The 24,781-nt window shown below is 65.0% G+C and carries 25 protein-coding genes; 14 read left to right on the forward strand and 11 right to left on the reverse strand.

From position 1 onward, the window contains the following. On the forward strand, window positions 1–1,401 hold the full coding sequence (locus IEV75_RS08560; RefSeq protein WP_188452152.1) for a S41 family peptidase: 1,401 nt from the start codon (window positions 1–3) through the stop codon (window positions 1,399–1,401). 4 nt (window positions 1,402–1,405) lie between these two features. Here the strand turns inward: IEV75_RS08560 and IEV75_RS08565 are convergent, their stop codons facing one another. The 10 genes from IEV75_RS08565 to IEV75_RS08610 all read right to left on the reverse strand — a co-directional run bounded on the left by IEV75_RS08565 (window position 1,406) and on the right by IEV75_RS08610 (window position 9,297). Then, window positions 1,406–1,861, reverse strand: a complete 456-nt coding sequence (locus IEV75_RS08565) for a cupin domain-containing protein (protein WP_188452153.1) — start codon at window positions 1,859–1,861, stop codon at window positions 1,406–1,408. Between the two features lie 37 nt (window positions 1,862–1,898). Further along, window positions 1,899–3,803, reverse strand: coding sequence for a 1-deoxy-D-xylulose-5-phosphate synthase (gene dxs, locus IEV75_RS08570; protein ID WP_188452154.1), 1,905 nt, complete (start codon window positions 3,801–3,803; stop codon window positions 1,899–1,901). Window positions 3,804–3,853: 50 nt separating this feature from the next. After that, window positions 3,854–4,744, reverse strand: coding sequence for a polyprenyl synthetase family protein (locus tag IEV75_RS08575; RefSeq protein WP_188452155.1), 891 nt, complete (start codon window positions 4,742–4,744; stop codon window positions 3,854–3,856). A 47-nt stretch (window positions 4,745–4,791) separates the two neighbouring features. Next, window positions 4,792–5,160 carry a tRNA-binding protein gene (locus IEV75_RS08580; protein ID WP_188452156.1) on the reverse strand — a complete coding sequence of 123 codons (369 nt, stop codon included), beginning with the start codon at window positions 5,158–5,160 and terminating at the stop codon, window positions 4,792–4,794. After that, entirely contained in the window at window positions 5,160–5,411 is a 252-nt protein-coding gene (locus IEV75_RS08585) for an exodeoxyribonuclease VII small subunit (protein WP_188452157.1), read from the reverse strand. Before IEV75_RS08585 ends, IEV75_RS08580 begins: the two co-directional genes overlap by 1 nt. A gap of 48 nt (window positions 5,412–5,459) precedes the next feature. Further along, window positions 5,460–6,053, reverse strand: coding sequence for a histidine phosphatase family protein (locus IEV75_RS08590; protein ID WP_188452158.1), 594 nt, complete (start codon window positions 6,051–6,053; stop codon window positions 5,460–5,462). Between the two features lie 50 nt (window positions 6,054–6,103). Then, entirely contained in the window at window positions 6,104–7,015 is a 912-nt protein-coding gene (locus IEV75_RS08595) for a histone deacetylase family protein (RefSeq protein ID WP_188452159.1), read from the reverse strand. Window positions 7,016–7,072: 57 nt separating this feature from the next. Beyond that, window positions 7,073–7,507: an SET domain-containing protein gene (locus IEV75_RS08600; protein WP_188452160.1), complete on the reverse strand. Its 435-nt coding sequence runs from the start codon at window positions 7,505–7,507 to the stop codon at window positions 7,073–7,075. Between the two features lie 151 nt (window positions 7,508–7,658). After that, a complete protein-coding gene (locus IEV75_RS08605; RefSeq protein WP_188452161.1) occupies window positions 7,659–8,090 on the reverse strand; it encodes an HIT family protein in 432 nt (143 codons plus the stop codon). A gap of 61 nt (window positions 8,091–8,151) precedes the next feature. Then, window positions 8,152–9,297 (reverse strand): GNAT family N-acetyltransferase, encoded by a 1,146-nt coding sequence (locus tag IEV75_RS08610; protein WP_188452162.1) that lies wholly within the window; start codon window positions 9,295–9,297, stop codon window positions 8,152–8,154. Window positions 9,298–9,403: 106 nt separating this feature from the next. Between IEV75_RS08610 and IEV75_RS08615 the strand changes: the two genes are divergently transcribed. From IEV75_RS08615 to dprA, 8 genes are all read left to right on the forward strand, one after another. Further along, the gene (locus tag IEV75_RS08615) at window positions 9,404–10,147 is read left to right on the forward strand and encodes an SDR family NAD(P)-dependent oxidoreductase (protein ID WP_188452163.1); all 744 of its coding nucleotides are present in this window, start codon (window positions 9,404–9,406) and stop codon (window positions 10,145–10,147) included. Between the two features lie 67 nt (window positions 10,148–10,214). Continuing rightward, complete coding sequence (ruvX, locus tag IEV75_RS08620) at window positions 10,215–10,634, forward strand: Holliday junction resolvase RuvX (protein WP_233351810.1); 420 nt, start codon at window positions 10,215–10,217, stop codon at window positions 10,632–10,634. Next, complete coding sequence (locus IEV75_RS08625) at window positions 10,631–11,548, forward strand: AEC family transporter (protein WP_188452165.1); 918 nt, start codon at window positions 10,631–10,633, stop codon at window positions 11,546–11,548. The genes ruvX and IEV75_RS08625 overlap by 4 nt, the downstream gene beginning before the upstream one ends. Then, window positions 11,545–12,483, forward strand: coding sequence for an AEC family transporter (locus IEV75_RS08630; protein ID WP_188452166.1), 939 nt, complete (start codon window positions 11,545–11,547; stop codon window positions 12,481–12,483). The genes IEV75_RS08625 and IEV75_RS08630 overlap by 4 nt, the downstream gene beginning before the upstream one ends. Window positions 12,484–12,548: 65 nt before the next feature. Further along, window positions 12,549–13,511: an aspartate carbamoyltransferase catalytic subunit gene (locus IEV75_RS08635; protein WP_188452167.1), complete on the forward strand. Its 963-nt coding sequence runs from the start codon at window positions 12,549–12,551 to the stop codon at window positions 13,509–13,511. Beyond that, window positions 13,508–14,791 (forward strand): dihydroorotase, encoded by a 1,284-nt coding sequence (locus IEV75_RS08640; protein WP_188452168.1) that lies wholly within the window; start codon window positions 13,508–13,510, stop codon window positions 14,789–14,791. Before IEV75_RS08635 ends, IEV75_RS08640 begins: the two co-directional genes overlap by 4 nt. A gap of 4 nt (window positions 14,792–14,795) precedes the next feature. Beyond that, window positions 14,796–15,395 carry a glycerol-3-phosphate 1-O-acyltransferase PlsY gene (gene plsY, locus IEV75_RS08645; protein ID WP_217980373.1) on the forward strand — a complete coding sequence of 200 codons (600 nt, stop codon included), beginning with the start codon at window positions 14,796–14,798 and terminating at the stop codon, window positions 15,393–15,395. Next, entirely contained in the window at window positions 15,392–16,513 is a 1,122-nt protein-coding gene (gene dprA / locus IEV75_RS08650) for a DNA-processing protein DprA (RefSeq protein WP_188452169.1), read from the forward strand. Before plsY ends, dprA begins: the two co-directional genes overlap by 4 nt. Here the strand turns inward: dprA and IEV75_RS08655 are convergent. Next, window positions 16,502–16,705, reverse strand: a complete 204-nt coding sequence (locus tag IEV75_RS08655) for a hypothetical protein (RefSeq protein ID WP_188452170.1) — start codon at window positions 16,703–16,705, stop codon at window positions 16,502–16,504. The two genes, dprA and IEV75_RS08655, sit on opposite strands and share 12 nt — an antisense overlap. Before the next feature lie 196 nt (window positions 16,706–16,901). On the opposite strand from IEV75_RS08655, the gene topA reads away from it, so the two are divergent. The 5 genes from topA to IEV75_RS08680 are packed head-to-tail and all read left to right on the forward strand — an operon-like array spanning window position 16,902 to window position 24,323. Further along, window positions 16,902–19,529 carry a type I DNA topoisomerase gene (gene topA / locus IEV75_RS08660; RefSeq protein ID WP_188452171.1) on the forward strand — a complete coding sequence of 876 codons (2,628 nt, stop codon included), beginning with the start codon at window positions 16,902–16,904 and terminating at the stop codon, window positions 19,527–19,529. Beyond that, window positions 19,526–21,778 (forward strand): ribonuclease R, encoded by a 2,253-nt coding sequence (gene rnr / locus IEV75_RS08665; protein WP_188452172.1) that lies wholly within the window; start codon window positions 19,526–19,528, stop codon window positions 21,776–21,778. Before topA ends, rnr begins: the two co-directional genes overlap by 4 nt. A gap of 14 nt (window positions 21,779–21,792) precedes the next feature. After that, window positions 21,793–22,518, forward strand: a complete 726-nt coding sequence (locus IEV75_RS08670; RefSeq protein WP_217980375.1) for an NUDIX domain-containing protein — start codon at window positions 21,793–21,795, stop codon at window positions 22,516–22,518. Continuing rightward, entirely contained in the window at window positions 22,515–23,147 is a 633-nt protein-coding gene (locus IEV75_RS08675) for a hypothetical protein (RefSeq protein ID WP_188452173.1), read from the forward strand. The genes IEV75_RS08670 and IEV75_RS08675 overlap by 4 nt, the downstream gene beginning before the upstream one ends. A gap of 9 nt (window positions 23,148–23,156) precedes the next feature. Next, entirely contained in the window at window positions 23,157–24,323 is a 1,167-nt protein-coding gene (locus tag IEV75_RS08680) for an MFS transporter (protein WP_188452174.1), read from the forward strand. The last annotated feature ends 458 nt before the right edge of the window (window positions 24,324–24,781 follow it).

Raw genomic sequence — 24,781 nt, forward strand, 5'->3', positions numbered from 1 at the left:
ATGCAGACCTTCCTGACCGGGCTTGCCGCAGCCCTCGCCCTGCACACACACGCCGTTGCCGGGACGCCAGAAAACCCGCCCGCTCCGCGTCCGATCTATTCTGACGGCGTGCTTGATGCAGCAGCTGAGGGCGTGTGGCAGGCGCACGCCCAGGGCTGGATCATCGAGATCGGGTCAGATGGCATCACGCGCTGGCAGGATACGCCGGCCGGTTGCTACGCTACCGCGCCAGCCGGGCCTGACATGCCGCTGATGGGGCAGGTGGAGTACACGCTGTTTGCGCCCTACGCAGACCGATCGCATGCCGGGTTCCAGTACCTGCCGGGCGACCAGACCACGCCCTTTGAGCGCCTGGACGCCCTGCCCGCCCGTTGTGGAGCCAATAACCTGTCGTCAGAGACTGGCGTGTTCGAGGTTTTCGCCAGCGTCATGGAGCGGCATTACGCCTTTTTCGACGTACGCGGCATTGACTGGGCCGCCCGTGTCGCAGACGCACGACCACAGGTTCAGGACGGTATGGGCGAAGCAGCGTTGCGCGACGTGCTGGCCAGCATGCTCGAAGGTCTGTCTGACTCCCACACCAAGCTGATCGGCACAGCGGACGGTGAGCGTTTCCGCATTCAGGACGGACAGGGCGAGACCCTGCCGCGTATACACGCCACCAGCGGGGAGAGCCCGTGGCTGATTGGCCTGATCGACCAGTTGCAAAATGACGTTCTTGATCCGGGTTCGGTCTTTACCGCCAATGACCGCATCCTCTGGGGCACGATCGGACGTCGTACAGGCTATATCCTTGTCTTCACCATGGGCGGCTTCGTTGATAACGGTGTGCCGCCGGGGAGTGCCGAGTGGGGTGCGCAGGAGATCGCCGCCTTTGACGCTGTGTTCGACGAAGCGCTCGGCGCCTTTTCCGGAATGGACCGGGTGATCGTCGATCTGTCAAATAATCGCGGCGGCTATGACAAGATCGCACGCATGATCGCGTCGCGTTTCGCCGCAGAAACGTTTACTGCTTACACCATGGACACCGACCGCGATGGTGAGCCGGACCATGTCTACGAAATCGCGCCATCTGACGGCGAGCGCTTTACCGGCCCGGTTACCGTACTGACCAGCGATGTCACGGTGTCCGGCGGAGAGATCGCCACTCTTTCCTTGCGACAGCTTCCCAATGTGACCCATGCCGGGCAGGCCACGCGGGGCAGCTTTTCGACCCCGCTTGCCAAGCCCCTGCCCAATGGCTGGTATCTGGAGCTTTCCAGCGAGGTGTTCACTGCACCCGATGGCGCGGTGTTCGAGGAAACCGGCATCCCGCCCGATATCACCCTGCCCGTCTACCCGCCGGATGCTCCGGTCGCCGGGCACGCCGCCGCCTTGCAGGCAATTGCGGCCGGAGAGTGAGGCATCAGAGCTTCTTGCCGTCCTTCGTCGTGTAGCCGGCCCGCCCGGGCAGGAAGACCATGTCGATATCGGAATACTCGCCGTGATCTTCCGCGATCCGGCTACCGACAACCAGAAACTCGGCCATTTCATCACTGTCGTTCTTCAGATGGTGGCCGTCCTTCACGCCGGCCGGAAAACCTGCGCAATCGCCGGGCGACAGGCGCTCCTCGCCCGCATCGGTGACAAGGGTGGGATGGCCGGAGAGGACGTAGACGAATTCATCCTCCTTTGCATGCCAGTGGCGCTGGGAAGACCAGACGCCTGGCTCCAGCCGGACCAGATTGATGCCGAACTGGGTCAGGCCGAACGCATCACCCAGCGCCCGCCAGGCGCGGCGCTTTACCAGCTCATCATGCGGGGCCGGATAGCGTGTGCCGGAACTTTCAGGGATAGAATTTGAAGGCTTGGCGAAGGGCATGGGGGCGAATCCTCGAAATGGAACCGCCTCCCACTTATCACGCCAGCGCTTTTGCCGCCTCTTCTGAGCGTCCCAGCGCATCAAGCACGGTGGCGGTGATGTGGCGGGCATTCAGGCGCGCCTCGTCATACTGCTTCACCGGTGCATCATGCTCCTGGAACATGTCCGGCAGGGTCATGGTACGGATTTTCAGCCCGGTATCGAGCACGCCCTTTTCGGCCAGCAGATGCAGCACAAACGCGCCAAATCCGCCGCGCGCACCCTCCTCAATGGTGATGAGCACCTCATGCTCGCGCGCAAGGCGCACGATCAGATCCTCATCGAGCGGCTTGGCAAAGCGGGCATCTGCGACCGTTGCCGACAGGCCATGGGCGGCGAGCTGGTCTGCGGCTTTAAGGGATTCTTCCAGCCGCGTGCCGAGCGACAGGATCGCTACCGCGCTGCCCTCGCGCACGATGCGGCCCTTGCCGATCTCCAGTGGCTGCGGGTCGGCGGGGATTTCCACGCCGGTCCCCTCGCCGCGCGGATAGCGGAAGGCGCTGGGGCCGTCATCGATGAGTGTGGCCGTCTTCACCATGCGCACCAGCTCGGCCTCGTCAGACGCGGCCATGATCACCATGCCGGGAAGCATGCCCAGATAGCCGATATCGAAACTGCCCGCGTGGGTGGAGCCGTCCGCGCCCACCAGCCCTGCCCGGTCAATGGCAAAGCGCACCGGCAGTTTCTGGATGGCGACATCGTGGACCACGCTGTCATAGGCGCGCTGCAGGAAGGTGGAATAAAGCGCCGCAAACGGCTTCATACCGGCGGCCGCGAGGCCGGCAGCGAAGGTGACCGCGTGCTGCTCGGCAATGCCGACATCAAAGCAGCGCTCGGGGAAGCGCGCGCCGAACTTGTCCAGCCCCGTCCCGCCCGGCATGGCCGCCGTGATGGCGACGATTGCCGGATCGGCCTCGGCCTCAGCAATCAGCGCCTCGGCAAACACGCCTGTATAGCTCGGGGCGGCCGGTTTCGACTTGGCCTGCTCGCCGGTGACAACGTTGAATTTCGCCACGCCGTGATACTTGTCGGCAGCGGCCTCGGCGGGCGCATAGCCATGGCCTTTATGGGTCACGGCATGGATCAGCACCGGGCCATCCTGCCCGTCGCGCACATTCTTCAGCACAGCGACGAGCTGTGCCACGTCATGACCGTCAATGGGGCCGACATAGCGGAAGCCCATTTCCTCGAACATGGTGCCGCCAACGGCCATGCCGCGCATGTATTCTTCCGCCCGGCGCGCGGCTTCTTCCACGCCGATCACCTTGGCGAGCCCCTTGCCGATCTTCCTGAGCGAGCGATAGCCCTTCGACGACACAAGGCGCGCAAAGTAATGGCTCATTGCGCCCACGGGCGGGGCGATGGACATGTCATTATCGTTCAGGATGACGATGAGATTCTTGTCCAGTGCCCCGGCATTGTTCATCGCCTCATAGGCCATGCCGGCCGACATGGAGCCATCGCCGATAACGGCGACCACATGGCGGTTTTCACCCTTCAGGTCGCTGGCGACGGAGAAGCCCAGCGCAGCGGAAATGGAAGTGGAGGCATGGGCCGCTCCGAACGGGTCGTACTCGCTCTCGGAGCGCTTGGTGAAGCCCGACAGCCCGCCACCCTGGCGCAGGGTGCGGATGCGGTCGCGCCGCCCGGTGAGTATCTTGTGGGGGTAGCACTGGTGGCCGACATCCCAGATCAGCACGTCGTTGGGCGTGTCGAATACGTGGTGGAGGGCCACGGTCAGTTCGACGACGCCAAGACCTGCGCCCAGATGCCCGCCCGTTACGGATACCGCGTCAATCGTTTCGGCGCGCAGCTCGTCTGCAATCGCGCACAGCTGCGCGTTGTCGAGGCCCTTGAGGTCCTTCGGAGAGGCGATGCGGTCCAGATTGGGCGTCTCGGGCATGATGGCTCCAACGTCATTCCGGCGTCTGCAGCCGGTTCAGGTCGTGGCGGTCAGGACCGCCGTTCGAGAACGAAGTCCACGCAACTCTTGAGGATATTGGCAGAACTGCCGAAGAGTGCGAGGTATTCCTTGGCCTGGGCGGCGAGATGACGCGCCCGTTCGCGCGCGCCGTCCACCCCCAGAATCGTGACAAATGTGGTTTTTCCCTGACGGGCATCCTTGTTGACGGCCTTGCCGGCAATGCTCGGCAGCCCTTCAGCGTCCAGAAGATCATCCACGATCTGGTAGATCAGGCCCAGATCGTGCGCATAGCCCTCCAGCGCGTGGCGGGCATCGCTGCCGGCTTCGGCCAGCACCGCGCCTGCTTCCACTGAAAAGCTGATCAGCGCGCCGGTCTTCATGCGGTGCAGGCGCGTCAGCACGCCGATATCATCGCCACTTCGTGTCGGCGAGAGCATGTCGATCATCTGCCCGCCGGCCATGCCACGGGCGCCGGACGCCTTTGCCAGTCCCTCCACCAGCGCAAGGCGGACAGATGGGTGGGGATGCGTGTCCGCGCCCGCCATGATCTCGAAAGCGGCCGATTGCAGCGCATCGCCGGCCAGGATCGCTGTCGCCTCGTCATAGGCGATGTGCACGGTCGGCCGCCCCCGCCGGACATCGTCATCATCCATGGAGGGCAAATCATCATGGATCAGCGAATAGGCGTGAATGCACTCGATCGCGCAGCCCGCGCGAAGGAGCCCGCGTTCGTCGGCACCGAGCATGCGCCCGGCCGCGAGGGTGAGGAAGGGCCGGATGCGCTTGCCCGGCCCCAGCGCCGCATAGCGCATGGCAGAGGCCAGGCGCGCCTCAGGACCGTCAGCGCGCGCCAGCAAGGCGTCTAGCGCCACGGTCACGCGGTCAGCGGATTCTTCAAGCTGGGCCTGAAAACTGGCCATGGCTGGCAGATAAACTCCGGGCGCGAGGGGTCGTTTCGCAGCCCGGTCTAGCTGACCCCAACGCCGTTGGCCACATCGGCGTGCGCCGGCACCTCCAGAAGCACCACATGGCCTGCGCTGTCGGTCACGCCGAGCACCAGCACTTCGGAACGCACCGGCCCGATCTGACGCGGCGGGAAATTGACCACAGCCAGCACACGCCGTCCGGGCAGGTCTTCCACACGGTAGTGCGCGGTTATCTGCGCAGACGAGCGCTTCTCGCCAACGCCTTCACCAAAATCGATCCAGAGCTTGTAAGCCGGCTTTCTCGCCTCCGGGAACGGCTCGGCTCGGGTAATGGTCCCAAGGCGAATATCAGCCGCAAAGAAATCATCCGGGCTGATCTCGGCGGCAGGCGGGTCGGCGGGGCTACGCATCAGCCGTCCAGCCCCGCAGGCTCTGTCCCCGTCTTGCCGTCCGCGCCCAGCACGATCTTGTCGACCTTGAGCTGCGCATCTTTGAGCCGCGCCTCGCAATGGGCACGCAGCGCGGCGCCGCGCTCATACATGGCGATGGATTTTTCCAGCTCCACATCACCGCGTTCGAGCTGCTGGACGATGTCCTCCAGCTCTTTCAGGGCGGCTTCAAAGCTCAGCTTGGCGATATCGGCAGGGGTCGAGTCGGTCATGGGGGCAGAGTGACAAGCGCCGCGCCGTGCGTCCAGAGCCGGAAACGGCTAGTCACGCCCTTTGAGCTCATAGCGCCGCCAGGACCAGTAATCATCCCCGCCATCGCGCACACAGACATAGCCGTGGCGTTTGAGCACCGGGCGCAGCATGCGGTTGAACCAGCCGTGCGCGAACAGGGCGACATCGCCGTGCTGGGCTGCCTCGATGAGGATGGCGGCGGCTTCCTCGGCGCGAGTCTCCGCCTGCGGGCGGCTTTCCCTGCCGCGTGACATGCCCAGCCACCAGGTGCAGCGGGCATAGACGCCCCAGGTGCGTGCCTTGAACCGGCCGGGAATGGGCGGGGGCGGCAGGGGTGCCTCGACAAAAACCGAGTTCTGCGTGATCTCGCGCGTCCCGACACAGGCCTGTGCGGTCTCGACCGCGCGGATCAGCGTGGAAGCATAGACCGAATGCGCCCGGCTGGCCGCTTCACACAGTGCCGTGGGCGCGCTCTGGCCGTTTTTCAGGCCGGCCAGATCATAATCGGCCCACCATTTCTCATAGCCGCGCCAGTCCAGCACCATGCGGCGGTCCGCATCGGGCTCACCGTGGCGGGCAATGATGATGGAGCCGGGAAGGCGTGTGGCTACAGGCTGGGTCATGACATTTCGGGGGATCGAAGCGGACAATGCCTGTCAGGCGCTGGTCCCCGTCAGGCCGCCTGCAGCGCGCCGATAAAAGCCGCGACGGACCGTTCAAGCGCGGGGCAGTCGTATCCGCCCTCAAGCACGCAGACAAGCCGGGAGTTGGCGCTTTCCTGTGCAAGCCGCGCCAGAGCGCTGCCTGCACGGGCGAAATCGGCATCGTCCAGCGCCAGCCCGGCAAGGGGATCATCCTTGTGCGCATCAAATCCGGCCGAGACCAGAAGCAGGTCCGGGCCGAAGGCCCGCACCGCTTCAATGAGTTCTTCCAGCGCCGGATGCCAGGTGTCGCCCGTCGCGCCCGCAGGCAGCGGACGGTTGGCGATATTGCCGTGACGGCCCGTCTCATGGGCTGCTCCGGTGCCGGGATAGATCCAGCCCTGATGAACGGAGGCGAAGAACAGGCGCGGCTCGCGCTCGGCCGTCGCCTGCGTGCCGTTGCCGTGATGCACGTCGATATCGATGACGGCCACGCGCTCAAGCCCCCTCGCCTCCAGCGCGTGCAGCGCGCCAACGGCAATCTGGTTGAACAGACAAAAGCCCATGGCCCGGTCCGGCTCGGCATGGTGGCCGGGCGGGCGGCAGCCGGCAAACACCGCCTCGGCCTCACCATCCAGCACTGCATCAACGCCTTCAATCACCGCGCCGCAAGCGTGCAGCGCTGCCTTCAATGAGCCGGGGCTCATCCAGGTATCGGCATCGAGCGATACATGGCCCTCAGACGGGCTGGCGGCGAAAACGCGGTCGATATGGGCCGCATCATGCACGCGCACCAGCGCTTCGCGCGTCGCGGGCGATGCTTCGCGCGGTGATAACGGCACTAGGGCACGGGAAACGGCCTCAAGCCGCGCCACGCGTTCGGGATGGCCGTCCGGTGTCAGGTGATCAAAGCCGGTGACGGAGGTGATGACGATCGTGCGCATGGGCATTTGTCTGCCATCACCTCTCGCCACAAACAAGCGTGTTGCCTGTCCGGAGCCCTACAGGTGCGCGCCGCTTCCGTTCGCCGCCTTTGGCGCGGCCAAATGCGCGGCCACCATGGAGGGCAGCATGTAGAAGCCCGGCTCGAACTCGGCATAGTTGCAGGTGATTTCCTCACCGGCCGCTATGTCGCGGATCGCATAGCCGAAGACCGAGTCGCGAAAATCGGTATTGGGCTCGAGCGAGTGATTCATGTGCCGGCCATTATCGGCGTCCAGCACAAGCATCGAGCCATCCTTGGGATGCGGATAGGTGTAGCGCTCGATGAAGCGGCGGATGCTTTCCGGCATGGCTGCCAGATCCGCCTGACCGATCAGCCGGTCAAAGTCCGGTTCGAACCGGTAGATGAGCTGTCCCTTGCGGATCGGTTCAGCCGCAAAAACCCCAACGCCTTCAATGGCACTGGGACCGACATAGGTGTCGATAAGTAACATGGTGCAAGAACGCCAGAACGCGCCCGTGCGTCGACGCGGGCGGGTAAAGGGGCAAGGGGCGATTCACCGTCCCGTGCAGAGTGCGACGCTCCAGCGCCTATGATGCGCGAATTGAAAAAAAATCAAGCGGCATTTTGAAGGCAGGCCGGACCTACATGGCCGCGCGGATTTTCTCCGCCAAGGCTTCCAGCTCCGGCATATCAGCCATTTTGGCCTTGCCATGCCCGGCAATCTCTTCGCCTTCGCGGCGTGGAATGATGTGGAAATGGATGTGGAAGACAGTCTGACCGGCGGGCGCGCCGTTGAACTGGGCGACGAACACGCCGTCCGGCTCCAGAGCGCGGCGCACGGCGGCGGCCACGGTTTTCACCGCCAGAATGGATTTTTCTGCCGCTTCCTCGGACAGCTCGAACAGATTGCGCGCGGGCTCTTTCGGGATCACCAGCACATGGCCCGGTGCCTGCGGAAATACATCCATGATCGCCAGCGTATGCGCGTCCTCGTGTACCTTCACAGATGGAGCCTCGCCGCGCAGGATTTTGGCAAAAATGTTCTGGTCGTCATAACGGCCATCAAGGCTCATGTCGGGTCTCCGGGTGGTTGCGGGGTGTCACTCTAACAATGGCACTAGAGCCGGGCCACCCTCACCCGTCCTTGCGGTACGGTCCTTCCGCATCCAGCGCGATGATCTCGCCCGTCACCGCCCGGCGTTCGCCCTGCACGAAGCGTCCGACCGCAGCGGCGAGGCCCTGATGGGTGAGGAAGTGGGATGAGCCGACAGCCTCCGGGCGATAGCCGCGCGCCAGCTTGTGATGGCCCTGCGCGCCCGCCTCCACGCGTTTGAGGCCGCGGGCAATCGCGTAGTCGATGGCCTGATGGTAGCAGAGCTCGAAATGCAGGCTGTCATGGCCCTCCAAGCAACCCCAATAGCGCCCGTAAAGCGCCTCGGAGCCGATGAAGTTCAGCGCCGAGGCGATCCACTGCCCGTCCCGGCGTGCCATCACCATCAGGACATGCTCGGCCATGCGCTGATGGATCAGGCGGAAGAATTCGCGTGTCAGATAGGGCGTGCCCCATTTGCGCGCGCCGGTGTCCTGATAGCAGGCAAAGAACACGTCCCAGTGCTCTTCGGTCAGGTCCGCGCCGGTCAGCTGGACGATCTCCAGCCCGTCTTGTGCGGCCTCGCGCTCTTTCCGCAGAGCCTTGCGCTTGCGTGAGGCGAGATCGGCAAGGAAGTCGTCATAGGAGGCATAGTCCCGGTTCTGCCAGATGAACTGGATGTCCAGCCTCTCGCTCATCGCGTTCTGCGCCAGCTCGGTTCGCTGCCCCGCGTCGGCGAACAGGACGTGCCAGCCCGACATGCCCCATTGTTCCATTACGGACTTGGCGGCAGCGGCCAGCGCGCGGCGTATGCCCGCATCCGCGGCCAGCAGGCGCCGCCCGGTGACGGGCGTAAAGGGCACGGCGGTGACGAGCTTGGGGTAGTATTCTCCCCCTGCCCGGTGCAGCGCATCGGCCCAGGCATGATCGAAGACGTACTCGCCGTAGGAATGGGTTTTCACATAAAGCGGCAGGACGCCGACGATTGTGCCGTCCTTATCCTCGGCGATCAGATGGCGCGGTATCCACCCCGCCTCCTCGCTGACGCAGCCTGAGGCCTCCAGCGCTTCCAGGAAGTCCCAGCTCAGGAAAGGGTCGAAGGGCGCGCCGGGCGGATTGGCGATAGCGTCCCAGGCCTCTGGGGCGATCCCGGCCAGCCCTTCACTCATGCGCACGCTGATTTCAGTCATTCACGCGGTCCATGGGCGGCTGGGGGCTTGCGGTATGCGGGCGAACGGGCTTCTCTCCCGCGCTCATATAGAGCGGCAACGCAACGAGTTGGAGGAGACATCTGTCATGGGCATAAGGCTGTCAGGAAAAGTCGCATTTGTAACGGGCGGGTCGCGCGGCATTGGCGCCGCGATCTGTCAGGCCTTTGCCGACGAGGGCGCGACCGTGGTGCTGACCTATGGCGGCTCGAAAGACAAGGCCGAGGCAGTGGCCGCCGCGATCAACGCCAAGGGCGGCAAGGCCGAGGCCGTGTCCTGCGATGCACGCAAGGCAGGTGAAACCACCAAGGTGATGCGCGAAGCGGCGGAGAAACACGGCCGTATCGACATTCTGGTCAATAATGCCGGGATCGCCCGGGAAGTGACCTTGCGCAAGATGACCGATGAGGACTGGAACGATGTGATGGCGGTCAATGTCACCGCGCCGTTCGAGGCCATCCGCCTTGCCGCCAACATCATGGAGCCGGGCGGCTCCATCATTACGGTCGGGTCAATCCTGGGCGACCGCGCGCCTTCACCCGGTCTTGGCTCCTACTGCGCCTCGAAGGCGGCGGTGCAGATGCTGACCAAGGCTGCCGCGCGCGAGCTCGGCCGCAAGGGGCTGCGCGCCAATGTCATCCAGCCCGGCCCCATCGATACCGACATGAACCCGGCGGACGGCGAGACCGCCGACCTGCAACGCATGATGGTGCCGCTGGGCCGCTATGGTAAAGCCGATGAAATCGCGAGTGTTGCGGTGTTTCTTGCCAGCGATGAGGCCAGCTTCGTCACCGGCACCACGATTGATGTCGCAGGCGGCCTGACCGCCTGAACCCAGCCGGAGCATTCCCAGCGTCATGATATTCCTGCACCCGGCATTACTGCCAAAAGGACCGCTCATGGCGCTGGACCCCGGTACACGCACAATTGGCGTGGCCGCCTGCAATTCAGACCGCTCGCTTGTCAGCGCGGTCGAGACCATCGAACGCACGAAATTCTCCGAGGATGCTGCGCGCATCTTCAAGCTTTATGACGAGCGTGCCTGCAAGGGGCTGGTTATCGGCCTGCCCCTGCACATGGACGGAGGAGACGGGCGGCGCGCACAGTCTGCCCGCTCGCTCGCCACCAATCTCCTGCGTCTGCGCGATCTGCCCATTGCCTATCAGGATGAGCGGCTGTCGACTTTCGAGGCAGGTGAAACCCTCTCCGAAGCGGGCATACCCATCCACCGCCACAAGGAGATGATCGACGCGGAAGCCGCCGCCGTGATCCTTGAGGATGCGCTTCTGCGCATTGCCGAAGGCGTGCCTGAAGCATGAGCCCGGTCGTCATAGCGCTCTTTCCGGTGTTTGGCGTGATCGCGCTGGGCTGGGCCTTGCGCCGGTCGGGGCTGGTGGCTGCGCCGCTCTGGGGCGGGATCAACAAGCTCTCCTATCAGGCGCTGATGCCGGCCTTTCTGTTCATCACGATCAGCCGGGCCGACTATGCATCCGTGCCTGCGGGCAGCTTCATGCTGGCGGCGGCGGGCGGGTTTCTGGCCATGGGCATCATCATGATGGCCTTCCGCCTTCTGCCGATGCCGGGGCCGGTCTTCACCAGCCTGTTTCAAGGCGGGGTGCGCTGGAACGGCTTCGTGCTGCTGGCGCTGGCGCCTGCGGCGTTCGGTGAGGAAGGCGCAGCGCTCGCCGCTTTGGCCTTCGCACCCACCGTACCGCTGGTCAATGTGATGTGCGTGGCTGTGATGACGGTGTGGGGCAAGAGTGAACACACGCCCAATCTGAAACGCGTGGGCCTGCGCATCATCACCAACCCGATCATTCTGGGCTGCCTGGCAGGCCTCACGGCAAATGTGGCGGGCGTATTCCAGAGCGGGCCGGTCGCCGACACGCTGGACCTGGCAGGGCGCGCCTCCCTGCCGCTGATCCTTCTGACCATCGGGGCGGGGCTGGATTTCACCTCCCTGCGCGCCCGGCCCGGCATTATCTCCCTGTCTGTGACAGCCAAGCTGCTGATCGCGCCAGCGGTGTTCTACGCGCTGGGCATTCTGCTAGGCGTGGAAGGCGTGGCGCTCGCCGTACTGGTGGGTATTGGCGCGACGCCCGGTGCCGCCGCCGCCTACGTGTTGGCGCGCGAAATGGGCGGGGATGCAGAGATGATGGCTGGCCATGTCACAGCCACCACCCTGCTGGCCGCCATCACCATGCCGATCTGGATAGCGATTGCCGCCCTATGACCTTTCAGATTCTCGCCGTCTTCTTTCCTGCCTTCGTGCTGGTCGCCCTGGGTTACGCATTGCGGCGCTGGCAAATCATTCCCGATGGCCAGTGGCGTGGCATCAACCTCCTGAACTACCGTGTCCTTCTGCCCTGCATATTGTTCGTCACGATAGCGCGCGCAGACCTGACGCAGGCCGGCGCCCTGCCCGTCCTCGCCCTCTCTGCAGGGGGTATATTGCTGGCTCTGGTGCTGTCGCTGGGCATCGCCCGGCTCCTGAAAGCGACAGCGCGCGAGACGGCGGCGCTGGTGGCGGTGTGCTGTGTGTGGAACGTGGTCCTGTTCTTCACCCTGGCTGACCGGCTTCAGGGCGCAGCCTCCACGCAATGGACCGGCACGATTGCCGCGCCCGCGCTGGTGCTGGCGACAATCATCATCGTCGTGGCCTTTGCCGGAACGCGCGATGGCGGCATGCGCAAGGCCCTGCCTGCACTGGCCCGAGACCCGGTCCTGATTGCCTGCCTCCTTGCCGTCGCCACGGCGCTGGTCTGGCCGCTATTGCCACCGCTGATGACAGAAGAGACGGTCGACACCCTGCTCTCCCCGCTGGACCTTGCCGGTTATGGATCGCTGGCGCTGGTGCTGATCTGCATGGGCGCGGGGCTCGATTTTGCGGCGCTCAAAGGCCGTATCCGCCTTCTGTTCAGCGCAGCGGCCATAAGATCGCTCGCCATTCCGCTCGCTGTGCTCGCCGGTGCAGGCCTTGCCGGCGTGAACGGGGATGCGCAAACCCTGCTGGTGCTGGCCACCGGAGGGCCTTCAGCGGCCTTTGTCTACGCGGTGGCCACCGAATTCGAAGGTGAGACAGGACTTACCGCCGGCATGATCACGCTGACCGTTCTGGTCAGCGCAATTGCCCTTCCCGTCTTCACCGCGCTGACGCTTTTGGCCTAGGGTCTATTGCCGGGCGGGCCGCGCACCACTATACCGCGCAACCGCAATCGAGGCGGAGCGCTTGAATGGGACAGGGTGAATACAGCTACACCTTCCCCCATCGCGGACTGATAGCGGCGTCCGCTCTCAACCGCGTTGATCTCGAACTCGTTTTCGACAGCGCCCGCGCCCATCTCGCCCGCAACCGCACAGACGACAAGAAACACCCCAGCCTCAAGGGGCTGACGGTCATCAATCTGTTCTTCGAAGCATCCACGCGTACGCTCGCCAGCTTCGAGATCGCCGCCAAACGCCTCGGCGCCGATGTGGTGAACTTCTCGGCTGGCAATGCGTCACTGAAAAAGGGCGAGAGCCTGGCTGACACGGCCAACACGCTTGCGGCCATGCAGCCTGACCTGCTGGTCGTGCGCCACCAGAGCCCTGGCGCGGCAGACTTCTTCCAGCGCACGACGGGCATCTCCACCATCAATGCCGGAGACGGCGCGAACGAGCATCCCACGCAAGCCCTGCTGGACCTGTTTACGTTAAGCGAGCACCTCGGAGACGTGGGCGGCAAACGCATCGCGATTGTCGGCGATATTCTCCATTCACGCGTCGCGCGCTCGAATGTCGCCCTGCTCTCGCTGATGAATGCCGACATCCGCCTGTGCGGCCCGGCGAGCCTGTTGCCCGCCGATGCAGACCGCTGGGGCGCATCTGTGTTCCATTCGGTAGAGGCGGCCATCGAGGGCTGCGACGCGGTGATGGTGTTGCGGCTGCAGCGCGAGCGGATGAGCGCCGGCCTGATACCGTCTGCACGCGAATACGCGGCGATCTATGGCCTCGACCATACCCGCCTGTCGCTCGCCAATCAGGACTGCATCGTCATGCATCCCGGGCCGATGAACCGGGGCATCGAAATCAATTCCGCGCTGGCCGACGACACGGACATCTCCGTCATCCTCGATCAGGTGGAGGCAGGCGTTGCCGTGCGCATGGCGGTGCTCGAACTGCTCGCGGGGCGCGGCATGCAGGAGATGGTGCCATGAGCGGCGGTATCTTCATTTCGGGCGCACGCCTGATCGACCCGGCATCGGGGCGCGACGCGCAAGGCGATCTGCGCATTGAGAACGGCGTGATCGACGCTATCGGCCCCGGGCTCTCCCCGGATGCGGACGATCAGGTAATCGAGGCAGACGGCGCGGTGCTCGGCCCTGCCCTGATTGATATCGGCGCGCGTGCTGCTGAACCCGGCCGCTCCGGCATTGAAAATCTCGACACCACCATCCGCGCCGCTGCCGCCGGAGGCGTTGGCACGCTGGTCCTGTCCTCATCCAGTGGGGCGGGCCTCACCCGGCCTGAAGACATTGACTGGATCAGCTATCGCGCCCTGCAGGCGCCGATACGCCTGCTCGGCGCGGCGCGCACGCATACCGGGGCGGGTGAGATGGCCGAGATCGGCCTGATGCTGCGCGCAGGGGCGCCGCTGGTTTCCGATGGCGGCGAACTCATCGCGGACACACGCTTCCTGCGCAACCTCCTCAGCTATGCCAGCGCCTTTGATGCCTGGGTGGGGCTGACGGCTGAGGACTTGCATCTGTCGGACGGCACGGTCGCCCATGAAAGCGCGATGGCGGTGCGCCTCGGCCTCTCTGCGCGTCCGGGCATTTCCCAGCGGCTTGGCGTGGAGCGCCTCGCGGCGCTCGCCGAGTTGACCGGCGCGCGCATTCTCTTTGAACGCCTGACCACCGCTGACGGGCTCGATGCAATGAAAGCCGCCCGCAAACGCGGACTGGATGTCGCTGCCAGCGCGCCACTCACTCACCTTCTCTTCAACGAGGTCGATATGGGCGGGCTGGACCCGGCCTACCGGCTCGACCCGCCCCTGCGCAGTGAATCTGATCGCCAGGCGCTACTGACCGCCATAGCGGACGGGCTGATCGACGTGATCGTGTCTGACCACACGCCGGTCGCGCTGGAGGCCAAGGCCAATCCGTTCTCTGACGCTGCACCGGGATCATCCAGCCTTGAAGCGCTGATCCCTGTCCTGTGCACGCTGGATGCGGACGGCCAGTTGCCGCTGACGGCAGGCCTGAAGGCGCTGACCAGCAATCCGGCCGAGCTGCTGGGCCTGCCGCAAGGGCGTCTGGAAGAAGGCGCGCCCGCCGATCTGGTGCTGTTCGATCCGCAAGCGCCCAATGTTTACGGCAAGGACGGTCTTGAAAGCCCCGCGCCTAGTGCCTTCTCAGGCCGCCGTCTCCAGGGTCGTGTCTTGATGAGCGTCGTCGACGGGGCCATGGTGTCTTCCCGTCCGGGTTTTGCGGAGTAGGCCCTTGCCAGCCGAAGCTTTTCTGATCCTTGCCGCGATTGGCGGCTATCTGCTCGGCTCCATCCCCTTTGGCCTGGTGCTGGTGAAGATCGCAGGGCTAGGCGATATCCGTACCGTTGGTTCAGGCAATATCGGCGCAACGAACGTGCTGCGCACCGGCCGCAAGGATCTCGCGCTGGCTACTCTGGTGCTTGATAGCGGCAAGGCGGGCATCGCCGCGCTGATCTTCACCTTCGCCGTGTCACCAATGGCGGGCCTCATCGCGGGTGGCGCGGCGTTTCTGGGCCATTGCTTCCCGGTCTGGCTGGGCTTCAAGGGCGGCAAGGGCGTGGCGACCTTCCTTGGCGTGCTGCTCGCGGTGCTGTGGCCGGTCGGCCTGCTGGTCTGCGCGACATGGCTCGGCATGGCGCTGGTATTCCGGATTTCGTCCCTTAGCGCGCTGACCGCCTCGGCCGTCGCACCTTTGCTGGCGCTGGCCTTTGGCCGGCCTGACGTGGCGGTGCTGGCGCTGTTCCTGGCCGCCCTGCTCTGGTGGCGGCACAAGGAGAATATCGCCCGCCTCGTTCGCGGTGAGGAACCGCGCATCGGGGCCAAGAAGGCGTGAAGCGCACGCCGCTCAGTCCCGCCGGGCGCACCGCCTGGCTGAGACTGGCGCGCACGCGCGGGGTTGGCCCCGTCACCTTCAACGAGCTCATCAAGCGTTTCAAAACCGCCGAAGACGCTCTGGATGCCCTGCCCGCACTGGCCAAAAAGGGCGGGCGCTCGACCGCGCTCATTCCTGCCTCACGCGATGAAGCCGAAGCCGAGCAGGACTGGCTGGACCGGATCGGCGCGCGGCTTTTGTGTGCGTGCGAGCCGGACTTCCCTGCAGGACTGGCCGCGCTCGATCCGCCCCCGCCCGTCATCACCACTTTGGGCCCGCTTGATCTTGCTGATCGCACCGCGTGCGCCATCGTGGGCGCGCGCAGCGCGTCGGGCGTGGGTTTGCGCTTTGCCGGTGATCTCGCGCGCGGGCTGGGTGAGCATGGCGTGGTCGTCGTCTCCGGTCTGGCGCGCGGCATAGACGGTGCGGCCCATGCGGCGAGCCTGAATACCGGAACCGTTGCGGTGCTGGCCGGCGGTCTGACCAGCATCTACCCGCCCGAACACCGCGATCTGCACGCGGCCATTGCCGGCGAGGGCCTGCTGGTGAGCGAGTCACCACCCGGCTACTCCCCGCAGGCGCGCGACTTTCCGCGCCGCAACCGGCTGATATCCGGCCTCTCCATGGGCGTCATCGTTGTTGAAGCCGCCGAGCGCTCGGGCTCGCTTATCACCGCGCGCTATGCCGCCGAGCAGGGGCGCGAGGTGATGGCCGTTCCCGGCTCTCCGCTCGATCCGCGCGCCAAGGGCACGAACCGGCTTCTGCGCGAGGGCGCGGCGTTGATCGAGTCGGCAGACGATGTGATCACCATCCTGTCTGGCCTGCGCCGTGACAATGTGCAGGAGCGCGAGCTTAGCGGCTATGAGGATGAGCCTTTGCTGGACCCGGACGACAACAGCGCCACGGATGCGGTGCGCGAGCGCATTGCCGCCCTGCTCTCGCCTGCGCCGATATCGCGCGACGAGCTGGTGCGCCTGTCCGGTGCGCCAGCCCGCGTCGTGGCTGCGGCTCTGGTCGAACTGGAGCTGGCCGGACGCTGCGAGGTGGATCCCGGCGGACTGGTACGGCTAGCCTGCTGATGCCACCCGGCCGGTGTCGCTGCCAGCTTTCTCTGACAAAACCGCGTCCAGCGCCTCATCAATGGCCGCCTTCGACCGGACGAGTTCGGCCGCATCCGCCAGAGCGGCCATGGAGCGCAACAAGTCCACGAGATAATCGGCCACAAGGGTCGAGGATGCGCCGGCAGGAAAGTCAGCTGGGTCGTCTGTCATTTGAGGGGAACCCGTTCTGTCTGCTTGAGCGGCAGTTTGCAGAAATTTCTTTAAACTGCAATTGCAATAATTACACGTTAAACGTGTTACTTGCTCGTGCGGCACCGGCCCATGTTGACTTGCGCGGTAACCGCCCCCACTTTCGCGCGCCGGGCGGCCAGCCCCCATCCCTCATGCAAAGGGCGTATCGCATTTCATGACTGTCGTCGTCGTTGAGTCGCCTGCCAAGGCCAAGACCATCAACAAATATCTGGGCAAGGATTTCACCGTTCTGGCCAGTTTCGGCCATGTGCGCGACCTGCCCGCGAAGGATGGATCGGTACGGCCCGACGAAGACTTCGCCATGGAGTGGGAGATCGATTCCCGATCTGCCCCGAAGGTCAAGGCTATCGCGGATGCGCTTAAAGACCATGACACGCTGATCCTTGCCACTGACCCGGATCGCGAGGGTGAGGCCATCTCCTGGCATTTGCTCGAGGCGCTGACCAAGCGCCGCGCGCTGAAGGACAAGACGGTCAAGCGCGTCGCCTTCAACGCGATCACCAAAAGCGCCGTGCAGGACGCTCTGGCCAATCCGCGCGATGTGGATATGGAGCTGGTGGAAGCCTATCTCGCCCGCCGCGCGCTGGACTATCTGGTAGGCTTTACCCTGTCGCCAGTGCTCTGGCGCAAGCTGCCGGGCGCACGCTCGGCGGGACGTGTCCAGTCGGTCGCGCTGCGTCTGATTACAGAGCGCGAAGGCGAGATCGAACGCTTCACGCCGCAGGAATACTGGTCCATCGAGGCCGATGTACGCGCTGACGGCTCTGACCCGTTCCGCGCGCGCCTCTCGCTGTTTGACGGCAAGAAGATCACTCGCCTGAGCATTGGCGATGAGGTGCAGGCCCGCGCAGCCGAGGCTGCGGTAAAGGCTGCCAGCTTCACGGTGGCGGCGGTCGAGGCCAAGCCGACAAAGCGCAACCCGCCCGCGCCGTTCACCACCTCCACCCTGCAGCAGGAAGCCTCGCGCAAGCTGGGCTTTGATGCGGCCCGGACCATGCGCGTGGCCCAGCGCCTCTATGAGGGCATTGATATTGGCGGCGAGACCACCGGCCTCATTACCTATATGCGTACCGACGGCGTTTCGATGGATGGCAGCGCCATTAATCAGGCCCGCAAGGCCATTGGCGAGCGCTACGGCGAGCAATACGTGCCGGACGTGCCGCGCGCCTATTCCTCCAAGGCGAAGAACGCGCAAGAGGCCCACGAGGCCATCCGCCCGACCAGCTTCCTGCGCCACCCTTCTTCCCTGCGTCTGGAATCCGACCAGGCCCGGCTGTACGAGCTGATCTGGAAGCGCGCCGTCGCCAGTCAGATGGAAAGCGCGCGGCTGGAGCGCACCACGATTGATCTGGAAGCAGACGGGGGCAATCTCGCCCTGCGCGCCACCGGCTCGGTCGTCACGTTTGACGGCTTCTTTGCGCTCTATCGCGAGGGCCTCGACGATGATGCCGACGAGGACGGCGAAGCACGCCTGCCTGCGGTGAAACAGGGCGCCTCAGCCAAGGCCGAGCAGACCTTCACCGAGCAGCACTTCACCCAGCCGCCGCCGCGCTATACCGAGGCGACGCTGGTGAAAAAGATGGAAGAGCTGGGCATTGGCCGGCCGTCCACCTATGCCTCGGTGCTCTCGGTCCTGCGCGACCGGGACTATGTGCGCATGGAAGAAAAACGCTTTGTCCCTGAGGACAAGGGCCGGGTCGTTATCGCGTTTCTGGAAAACTTCTTCACCCGCTATGTCGAATACGACTTCACGGCGGACCTTGAAGACCAGCTCGACAAGGTGTCCGCCGGCGAGATGCCCTACAAGGAGCTGCTGCGCCAGTTCTGGGAGCATTTCTCCGCCAACGTGGAAGGCATTGCGGACTTGCGCGTCGGTCAGGTGATCGATGCGATGAATATCGCGCTCGCGCCGCTCATCTTCCCGGCCCGCGAGGACGGCAAGGATGCGCGCCTGTGCCCGTCCTGCAATGAGGGGACGCTCTCGCTGCGCCTTGGCAAGCACGGCGCGTTTGTCGGCTGCTCGAACTATCCTGACTGCCGTTTCACCCGGCCGCTCGGCGGCAATGGTGAAGGTCAGTCCGTTATCGAGGGCGATGGCGAGATCGGCACTCACCCCGAATCCGGCCAGACGATCTATCTGAAAGACGGGCGTTTCGGCCCCTATCTGGAAATGAAGCTGGAGGGAGAGGACAAGCCGCGCCGCTCCTCATTGCCCAAGGGCTGGGACCCGGCCTCACTGACGCTGGAAAAGGCCGTGATGCTGATCGACCTGCCGCGTCAGGTCGGCCCGCACCCTGATGATGGCGAGATGATCGAGGCCGGGCTTGGCCGCTATGGCCCGTTCGTGAAGCACGGCAAGACCTACGCCAACCTGCCCTCCATCGATGAGGTTTTCGAGATCGGCATCAACCGCGCCGTCACGCTGATCGAGGACAAGAAGGCCAATGGCGGGCGCGGGCGCGCCAGCGCCGAACCGCTCAAAGAGCTGGGCGAACACCCTGATGGCGGGCCCATCCAGGTCATGGCCGGGCGCTATGGCCCGTATGTGAAATGGGCCAAGGTCAACGCCACCCTGCCCAAGGATGTGACGCCGGAAAACGTCACGCTGGAACAGGCGGTGGAACTGATCAACGCCAAGGCCGGTTCTGCCAAAAGCAAGCGCAAGACGCCAGCGAAGAAGGCCGCTGCGGCCAAGAAGCCGGCGGCAAAGAAAGCGGCACCGGCCAAAAAGCCTGCCGCGAAGAAGACAGCCGCCTCAAAGGCGAAAGCAGGAAGTAAGTGAGCCGCGAAAACGATCCGTTCGAAGATGGCGGGTTTACCCGCGAAGCCCTGCTGGAGGCCATAAGGCTCGGCGAAGGCCGGTTCACCAAGCGCGAAGTCGCGCGGGCCCTGTCGCTGAAAGGCGATGCGAAGATCGCGCTGAAATCGGCGCTGAAAATCCTTGAGAACGACGGCGAGATCTCCCGGACGGGCCAGAAATCCTACACGATACGCGGCGGATTGCCGCCCGTGACGGTGGTGGAGATTGTCGATCGCGATGTCGATGGCGAGATGCTGTGCCGCGCCGTGCGCGCCGATGGCGACAGCCCGGTCATCCGGCTTGCCCCCGGTCAGGGCAAGGGCGGCCGGCGCGAAAGCGCGCTGGGCATTGGCGACAAGTTTCTGGCGCGTCTGGAAAAGGATGGCGATGAATACTACGCCACGGTGATGCGCACGCTCGGCCGGTCGGCGCACCGCATTCTGTGCGTCTACCGCGAAACCGGGCGCGGCGGCGCGCGGCTGGTGCCGGTGGACCGGCGCACCAAGCACGAGCTGATCCCGGCCAAGGGCGAAGGCACCGGCGCGAAGGACGGTGATCTCGTCATGGTGCGTCTGGCATCTGAACGCGCGCACGGGCTAAAGACCGGGGCCATCGAGGAAGTGCTGGGCAGCGCGGACAGTCCGCGCGCAGGCTCGGTCATAGCGCTGGCCGAGCATGGCATCCCGCAAGGCTTTGGCGATGCCGAAGAAAAGGAAGTGCGGGCCATCAAGCCGGTGACGGCCAAGGACCGCGAAGACCTGACCGACATCCCCCTCATCACCATCGACCCGTCAGACGCGAAGGACCATGACGATGCGGTCTGGGCCGCGCCTGACGATGATCCGGCCAACAAGGGCGGCTGGGTGGTGATCGTGGCAATTGCAGACGTCGCCGCCTATGTGCAGGGCGGCTCAGCGCTAGACAAGGGCGCCAGAAAGCGCGGCGTGTCGGTCTATCTGCCGGACCGGGTGGTGCCCATGCTGCCCGAGCGCCTGTCCAACGATCTATGTTCGCTACGGGAGGGCGAGAACCGCCCCTGCCTTGCCGTGCGCATGGTGTTCGACAGGAATGGCAACAAGCGCGCCCACCGCTTCCTGCGTGGCTGGATGCGCTCGGCTGCCAAGCTCTCCTATGAGGAGGCACAGGCCGCCATTGATGGCAAGGGCACGGGTAAGGCCGAAACGCTCAAAAAGCACGTGCTGGAGCCGCTCTGGGGCGCCTATGCAGCCTTGCAAAAGGCACGCGCCGTGCGCGAGCCGCTGGATATCGATGCGCCCGAACGCAAGGTACGCATTGGCGAGGATGGCTCGGTCATCGCGGTGGAGCGGCGCGAGCGCTTCGACGCCCACAAGCTGATCGAAGAAATGATGATCCAGGCGAATGTGGCCGCCGCAGAGGCACTGGAGGCCGCGCGCACGCCCCTCATCTACCGCGTGCACGACGAGCCGGGCACCGAGAAGATCGAAGCGCTGTCTGACTTCCTGCCCACCGTGGGGCTTAGCTGGGCACGCGGTGAACGCCTGACGACCAAGCGCTTCAATCAGGTGCTGGAGCGCGCCAGGGGCGGGCCACACTACGAGACGGTCAACGAGGTGGTGCTGCGCAGCCAGTCACAGGCCATCTATGACACGCGCAATCTGGGCCATTTCGGGCTGAATCTGGAAAAATACGCGCACTTCACCTCGCCGATCCGGCGCTATGCCGACCTGACGGTTCACCGCGCGCTGATCCACGCCTTCAAGCTGGGCCGGGACGGCACGAGCGACGAGGAGCGCGCCTCACTGCAGGTGATCGCCGAGGAGACAACCTCCAATGAACGCCGCGCCATGGCCGCCGAGCGCGACGCGACCGACCGCTTCATAGCAGGTTTCCTTGCTGACCGGGTGGGCGCGGAGTTTGAGGGGCGCATTACCGGCGTCACCCGCTTTGGCGCCTTCATACGCCTGAGCGAGACAGGCGCCGACGCACTCTGCCCGGTATCGCGCCTGGGCCGGGAGTATTTCCATCACGATCCGTCCGCGCATGCCCTTATAGGCGAGAATACCGGCGCGACCTACCGGCTCGGCATGAGCGTCAATGTGCGGCTTAGCGAAGCAACACCCGTGACGGGCGGCCTGCTGGTGGACATACTGACCCCGCCTGAACCGGGCCGCAAGCCGATGGGACGCCGCAAGGGCGGTCGCCCGCCGGCGGGCCGGGACAGAGGCAACAAGTCCAGACGGCGGCGGTAGAGACCTTAAAAAACGTGGCTAAAGACAATCCTTTCGACCCCACACGCCATTCGGAAGGCCATGAACGCCCCGGCGTGAAGCCGCACCCGTCGGTACGCAAGCCCGCGCTGGCAGCCTCGCTCATTCTCACCCGCGAGCGCGCCAACGGCACGACCGAGATCCTGTTCGGGCGACGCTCGGGCGAGCATGTCTTCATGCCGCGCAAATACGTGTTTCCCGGTGGACGCGTCGACCGGACGGACGGCTATGCCCCGCTGGCCAGCGAACCGGCCGAGCCGGTGCTGGACGTGCTGACCCGCTGCATGACAGAGCGCCGCGCCCGCGCCGCTGCCGCCGCTGCCATTCGTGAAACCGCAGAGGAAACGGGGCTTCTGATCGGTGAGACCGCGCCGATCACGAAGGCGCGCCCGCAGTGGAAGCCCTTTGCGCAGGCCGGGCTCGCTCCGGCGGCGGCACCACTGGATCTGGTGGCACGCGCCATCACTCCGCCTGGCCGTCCACGCCGTTTCGATGCCTGGTTCTTCCGCGCTCCCGAAGAGGCGGTAGCGGCTTCCGCCGACGATTTCATGGCCGCCGAGCTGGAGGATCTGCGCTGGGTGTCACTGGACGATACCGGCTCGCTGGACCTGCCGATCATCACCCGTTTCGTGCTGGCCGAGCTGGCTGGCCACATGAAGGGCCCTGCCCCGGTCCGATGCGCACGCGTGACGCCGAAAGGCCCGCGCGTCGACGAGCTATGAGTGCGCAACGCCAGGGGCAACGTGCCCGCCCGGCAGCCGGAATCTTCGTGGTGGATACGCTGACGGGCCGGTTTGCCCTGCCCGCCATGCCCGGCGCGCTACCCTTGGCCTTTGCACCGGTCAGTGCGCGCGACGCCGTTCCGGCGGGCGTTGACCCCGATATATCTGCGCAGGCCCTTGGCGTTCGCAGCCTGAGTCCGCGCGCATTCACCGATGCAGCGCTGGGCGCGGCGTATGCGCATCTGGGCCTTACATTCGCGGCTCCAGCCAGCGGAGCCATCAGCCTGCCCCCTCAGGCCGGGCTGTGGGGCCGGGCGGCACGCCACGGCCTTGCGCCTGACCGGCAGACCCTCGCCTATCTGGGCCGCAGCATGCTTGCCCTGCCGGGCGGCCAGCGCTGGCATGTGCGCCTGTTTGCCATTGCGGCCTCACGCACGGTGCAGGCCCTGTTTCCCGCCTCGCCGGGCGGGCGGGCGGTCTGGCTTGACGAAGAAGCCGCCGGGACACGTCTCGAACTTGCCGAACTGGCACCGTTCGCGCCGCTTGCGAGGGCCGCGGCATCCGGCGTCATCATCAAGCCCCTCCATGTGCGAAAACAGGCGGGACGGCTGCGCACGACCCGGCTATAGACTGGCCTCATGGCCATCTCCTTCCTCATCAGCGACACACACGCCCGCGCACGCTCGCTCTTCGTGGCGATCATGTGCGGGGGGCTGGCCGGGTGCGGGTTCGGGCTGCTCATGCCGCTGATCTCGCTCAATCTCGAAGCGATGACAGGCTCCGGCGCGATGTCCGGTGCCAATGCCGCTGCCGCCGCGCTGGCCATGATTCTGTCGACCCCGTTCATTCCGGGCCTGTTCTCGCGGATCGCCCCACGCATCCTGCTGGCTGCCAGCCTGGCTGTGATCGCAGCAGGCATTCTGGTTTTCCCGGCCGTGCGCGATGTCTGGGTGTGGTTTGGCACGCGCTTCATTATCGGCATTGCCGTCACGATCGTGTTCATCGCCAGCGAGACATGGATCAACCAGCTGGCCAAGCCCGAACGGCGCGCCTCCCTGCTGGCCGTCTATGCGACCGTTCTGTCAGCCGGGTTCGGCTCTGGCGGCTTGCTGCTGGCGCTGCTGGGCGCAGAAGGATGGGCGCCCTGGATCGCCGGCGCCGCCATCTACGCAGCCGGTGTGCTGCCGGTGATATTCCTGCGCGGGCCGGACCTGGTGCCGCCCAAGGCCGATGAGGGCAGCCCGCTGGCCATTCTGACCACCGCGCGTCTTGCACCGGCGGCGATCCTTGCCGGGTTTCTGTTCGGCGCGCTGGAGAACAGCTTCTTTGCGCTGATGCCCGTCTATGGCGAGCGCACCGGGCTGACGACCACGCTGATCGGGCTGCTCATGACGACCGGGGCGCTGGGCGCGCTCTTCCTGCAAATCCCGATCGGAAATTTTGCCGACCGCGCCGGACGCATGCGCACGCTGGCCCTGATCACGCTGGCAGCCGTGGCCGTGCCGCTGCTTATCATCGCGTCAAGCGGGTTCGGCTTTGCCCTCTTCCCGCTCATCTTCCTCTATGTCGGCCTTGCCAGCGCCTATTACACGGTCGGGCTCTCTGTGATCGGCGAGCGGGTAAAGGCCAGCCAGCTCGCCGCTGCCAATGCGGCTTTCATCTTTGCCTATGGATCGGGGTCACTCTTCGGGCCGCCGCTGGGAGGCCTGGCCATGGACTGGATCAATCCGCACGGCTTCCTGCTCGCGCTCAGCGTCATCGCTGCCGTCTATTTGCCGATGGCGTTGAAAAGCTGGCGGGGCTGAACAGGGCTTGTGATCAGGTTTCGGAGATTTCCAACCGGCGTTCGATACGGTTCAGGCGCGCCTGCAACGAAGCCAGCGCGCCTTCATGCGCGGCATCGGTGGACATGAACGCATCAGGTGCTGACGCAGGCTAATAAGGCTGGTCTTCACATCGGACACATCGTTCTGCAGCGTTCCCACCTGGGTTCGCAGCGCCTTGAGATGTTCCAGCAAAGCTCGTTTGTAACGTTGTCTGCCATAAACCTCGTTCTGGGCACACGACGCCAACAACCCCTTCGCGGGATCAACGCCGATACCAGAGTATCCGGCTTCATTGGCTTTCAGTCACTTTTCCCGCAACCGCGTCCATGAGCTGGCGGAGCTGAACGCATCACCGCCATTGACACCCTTACGAACATGCGTATTTTCGCGCGCTCGCGAAGCGTCAGGTCCGGTCTGGCGCGGCATTCCAGTTTCAG

It is taken from the genome of Glycocaulis albus (assembly GCF_014639075.1).
In the GTDB taxonomy this organism is placed as follows: domain Bacteria; phylum Pseudomonadota; class Alphaproteobacteria; order Caulobacterales; family Maricaulaceae; genus Glycocaulis; species Glycocaulis albus.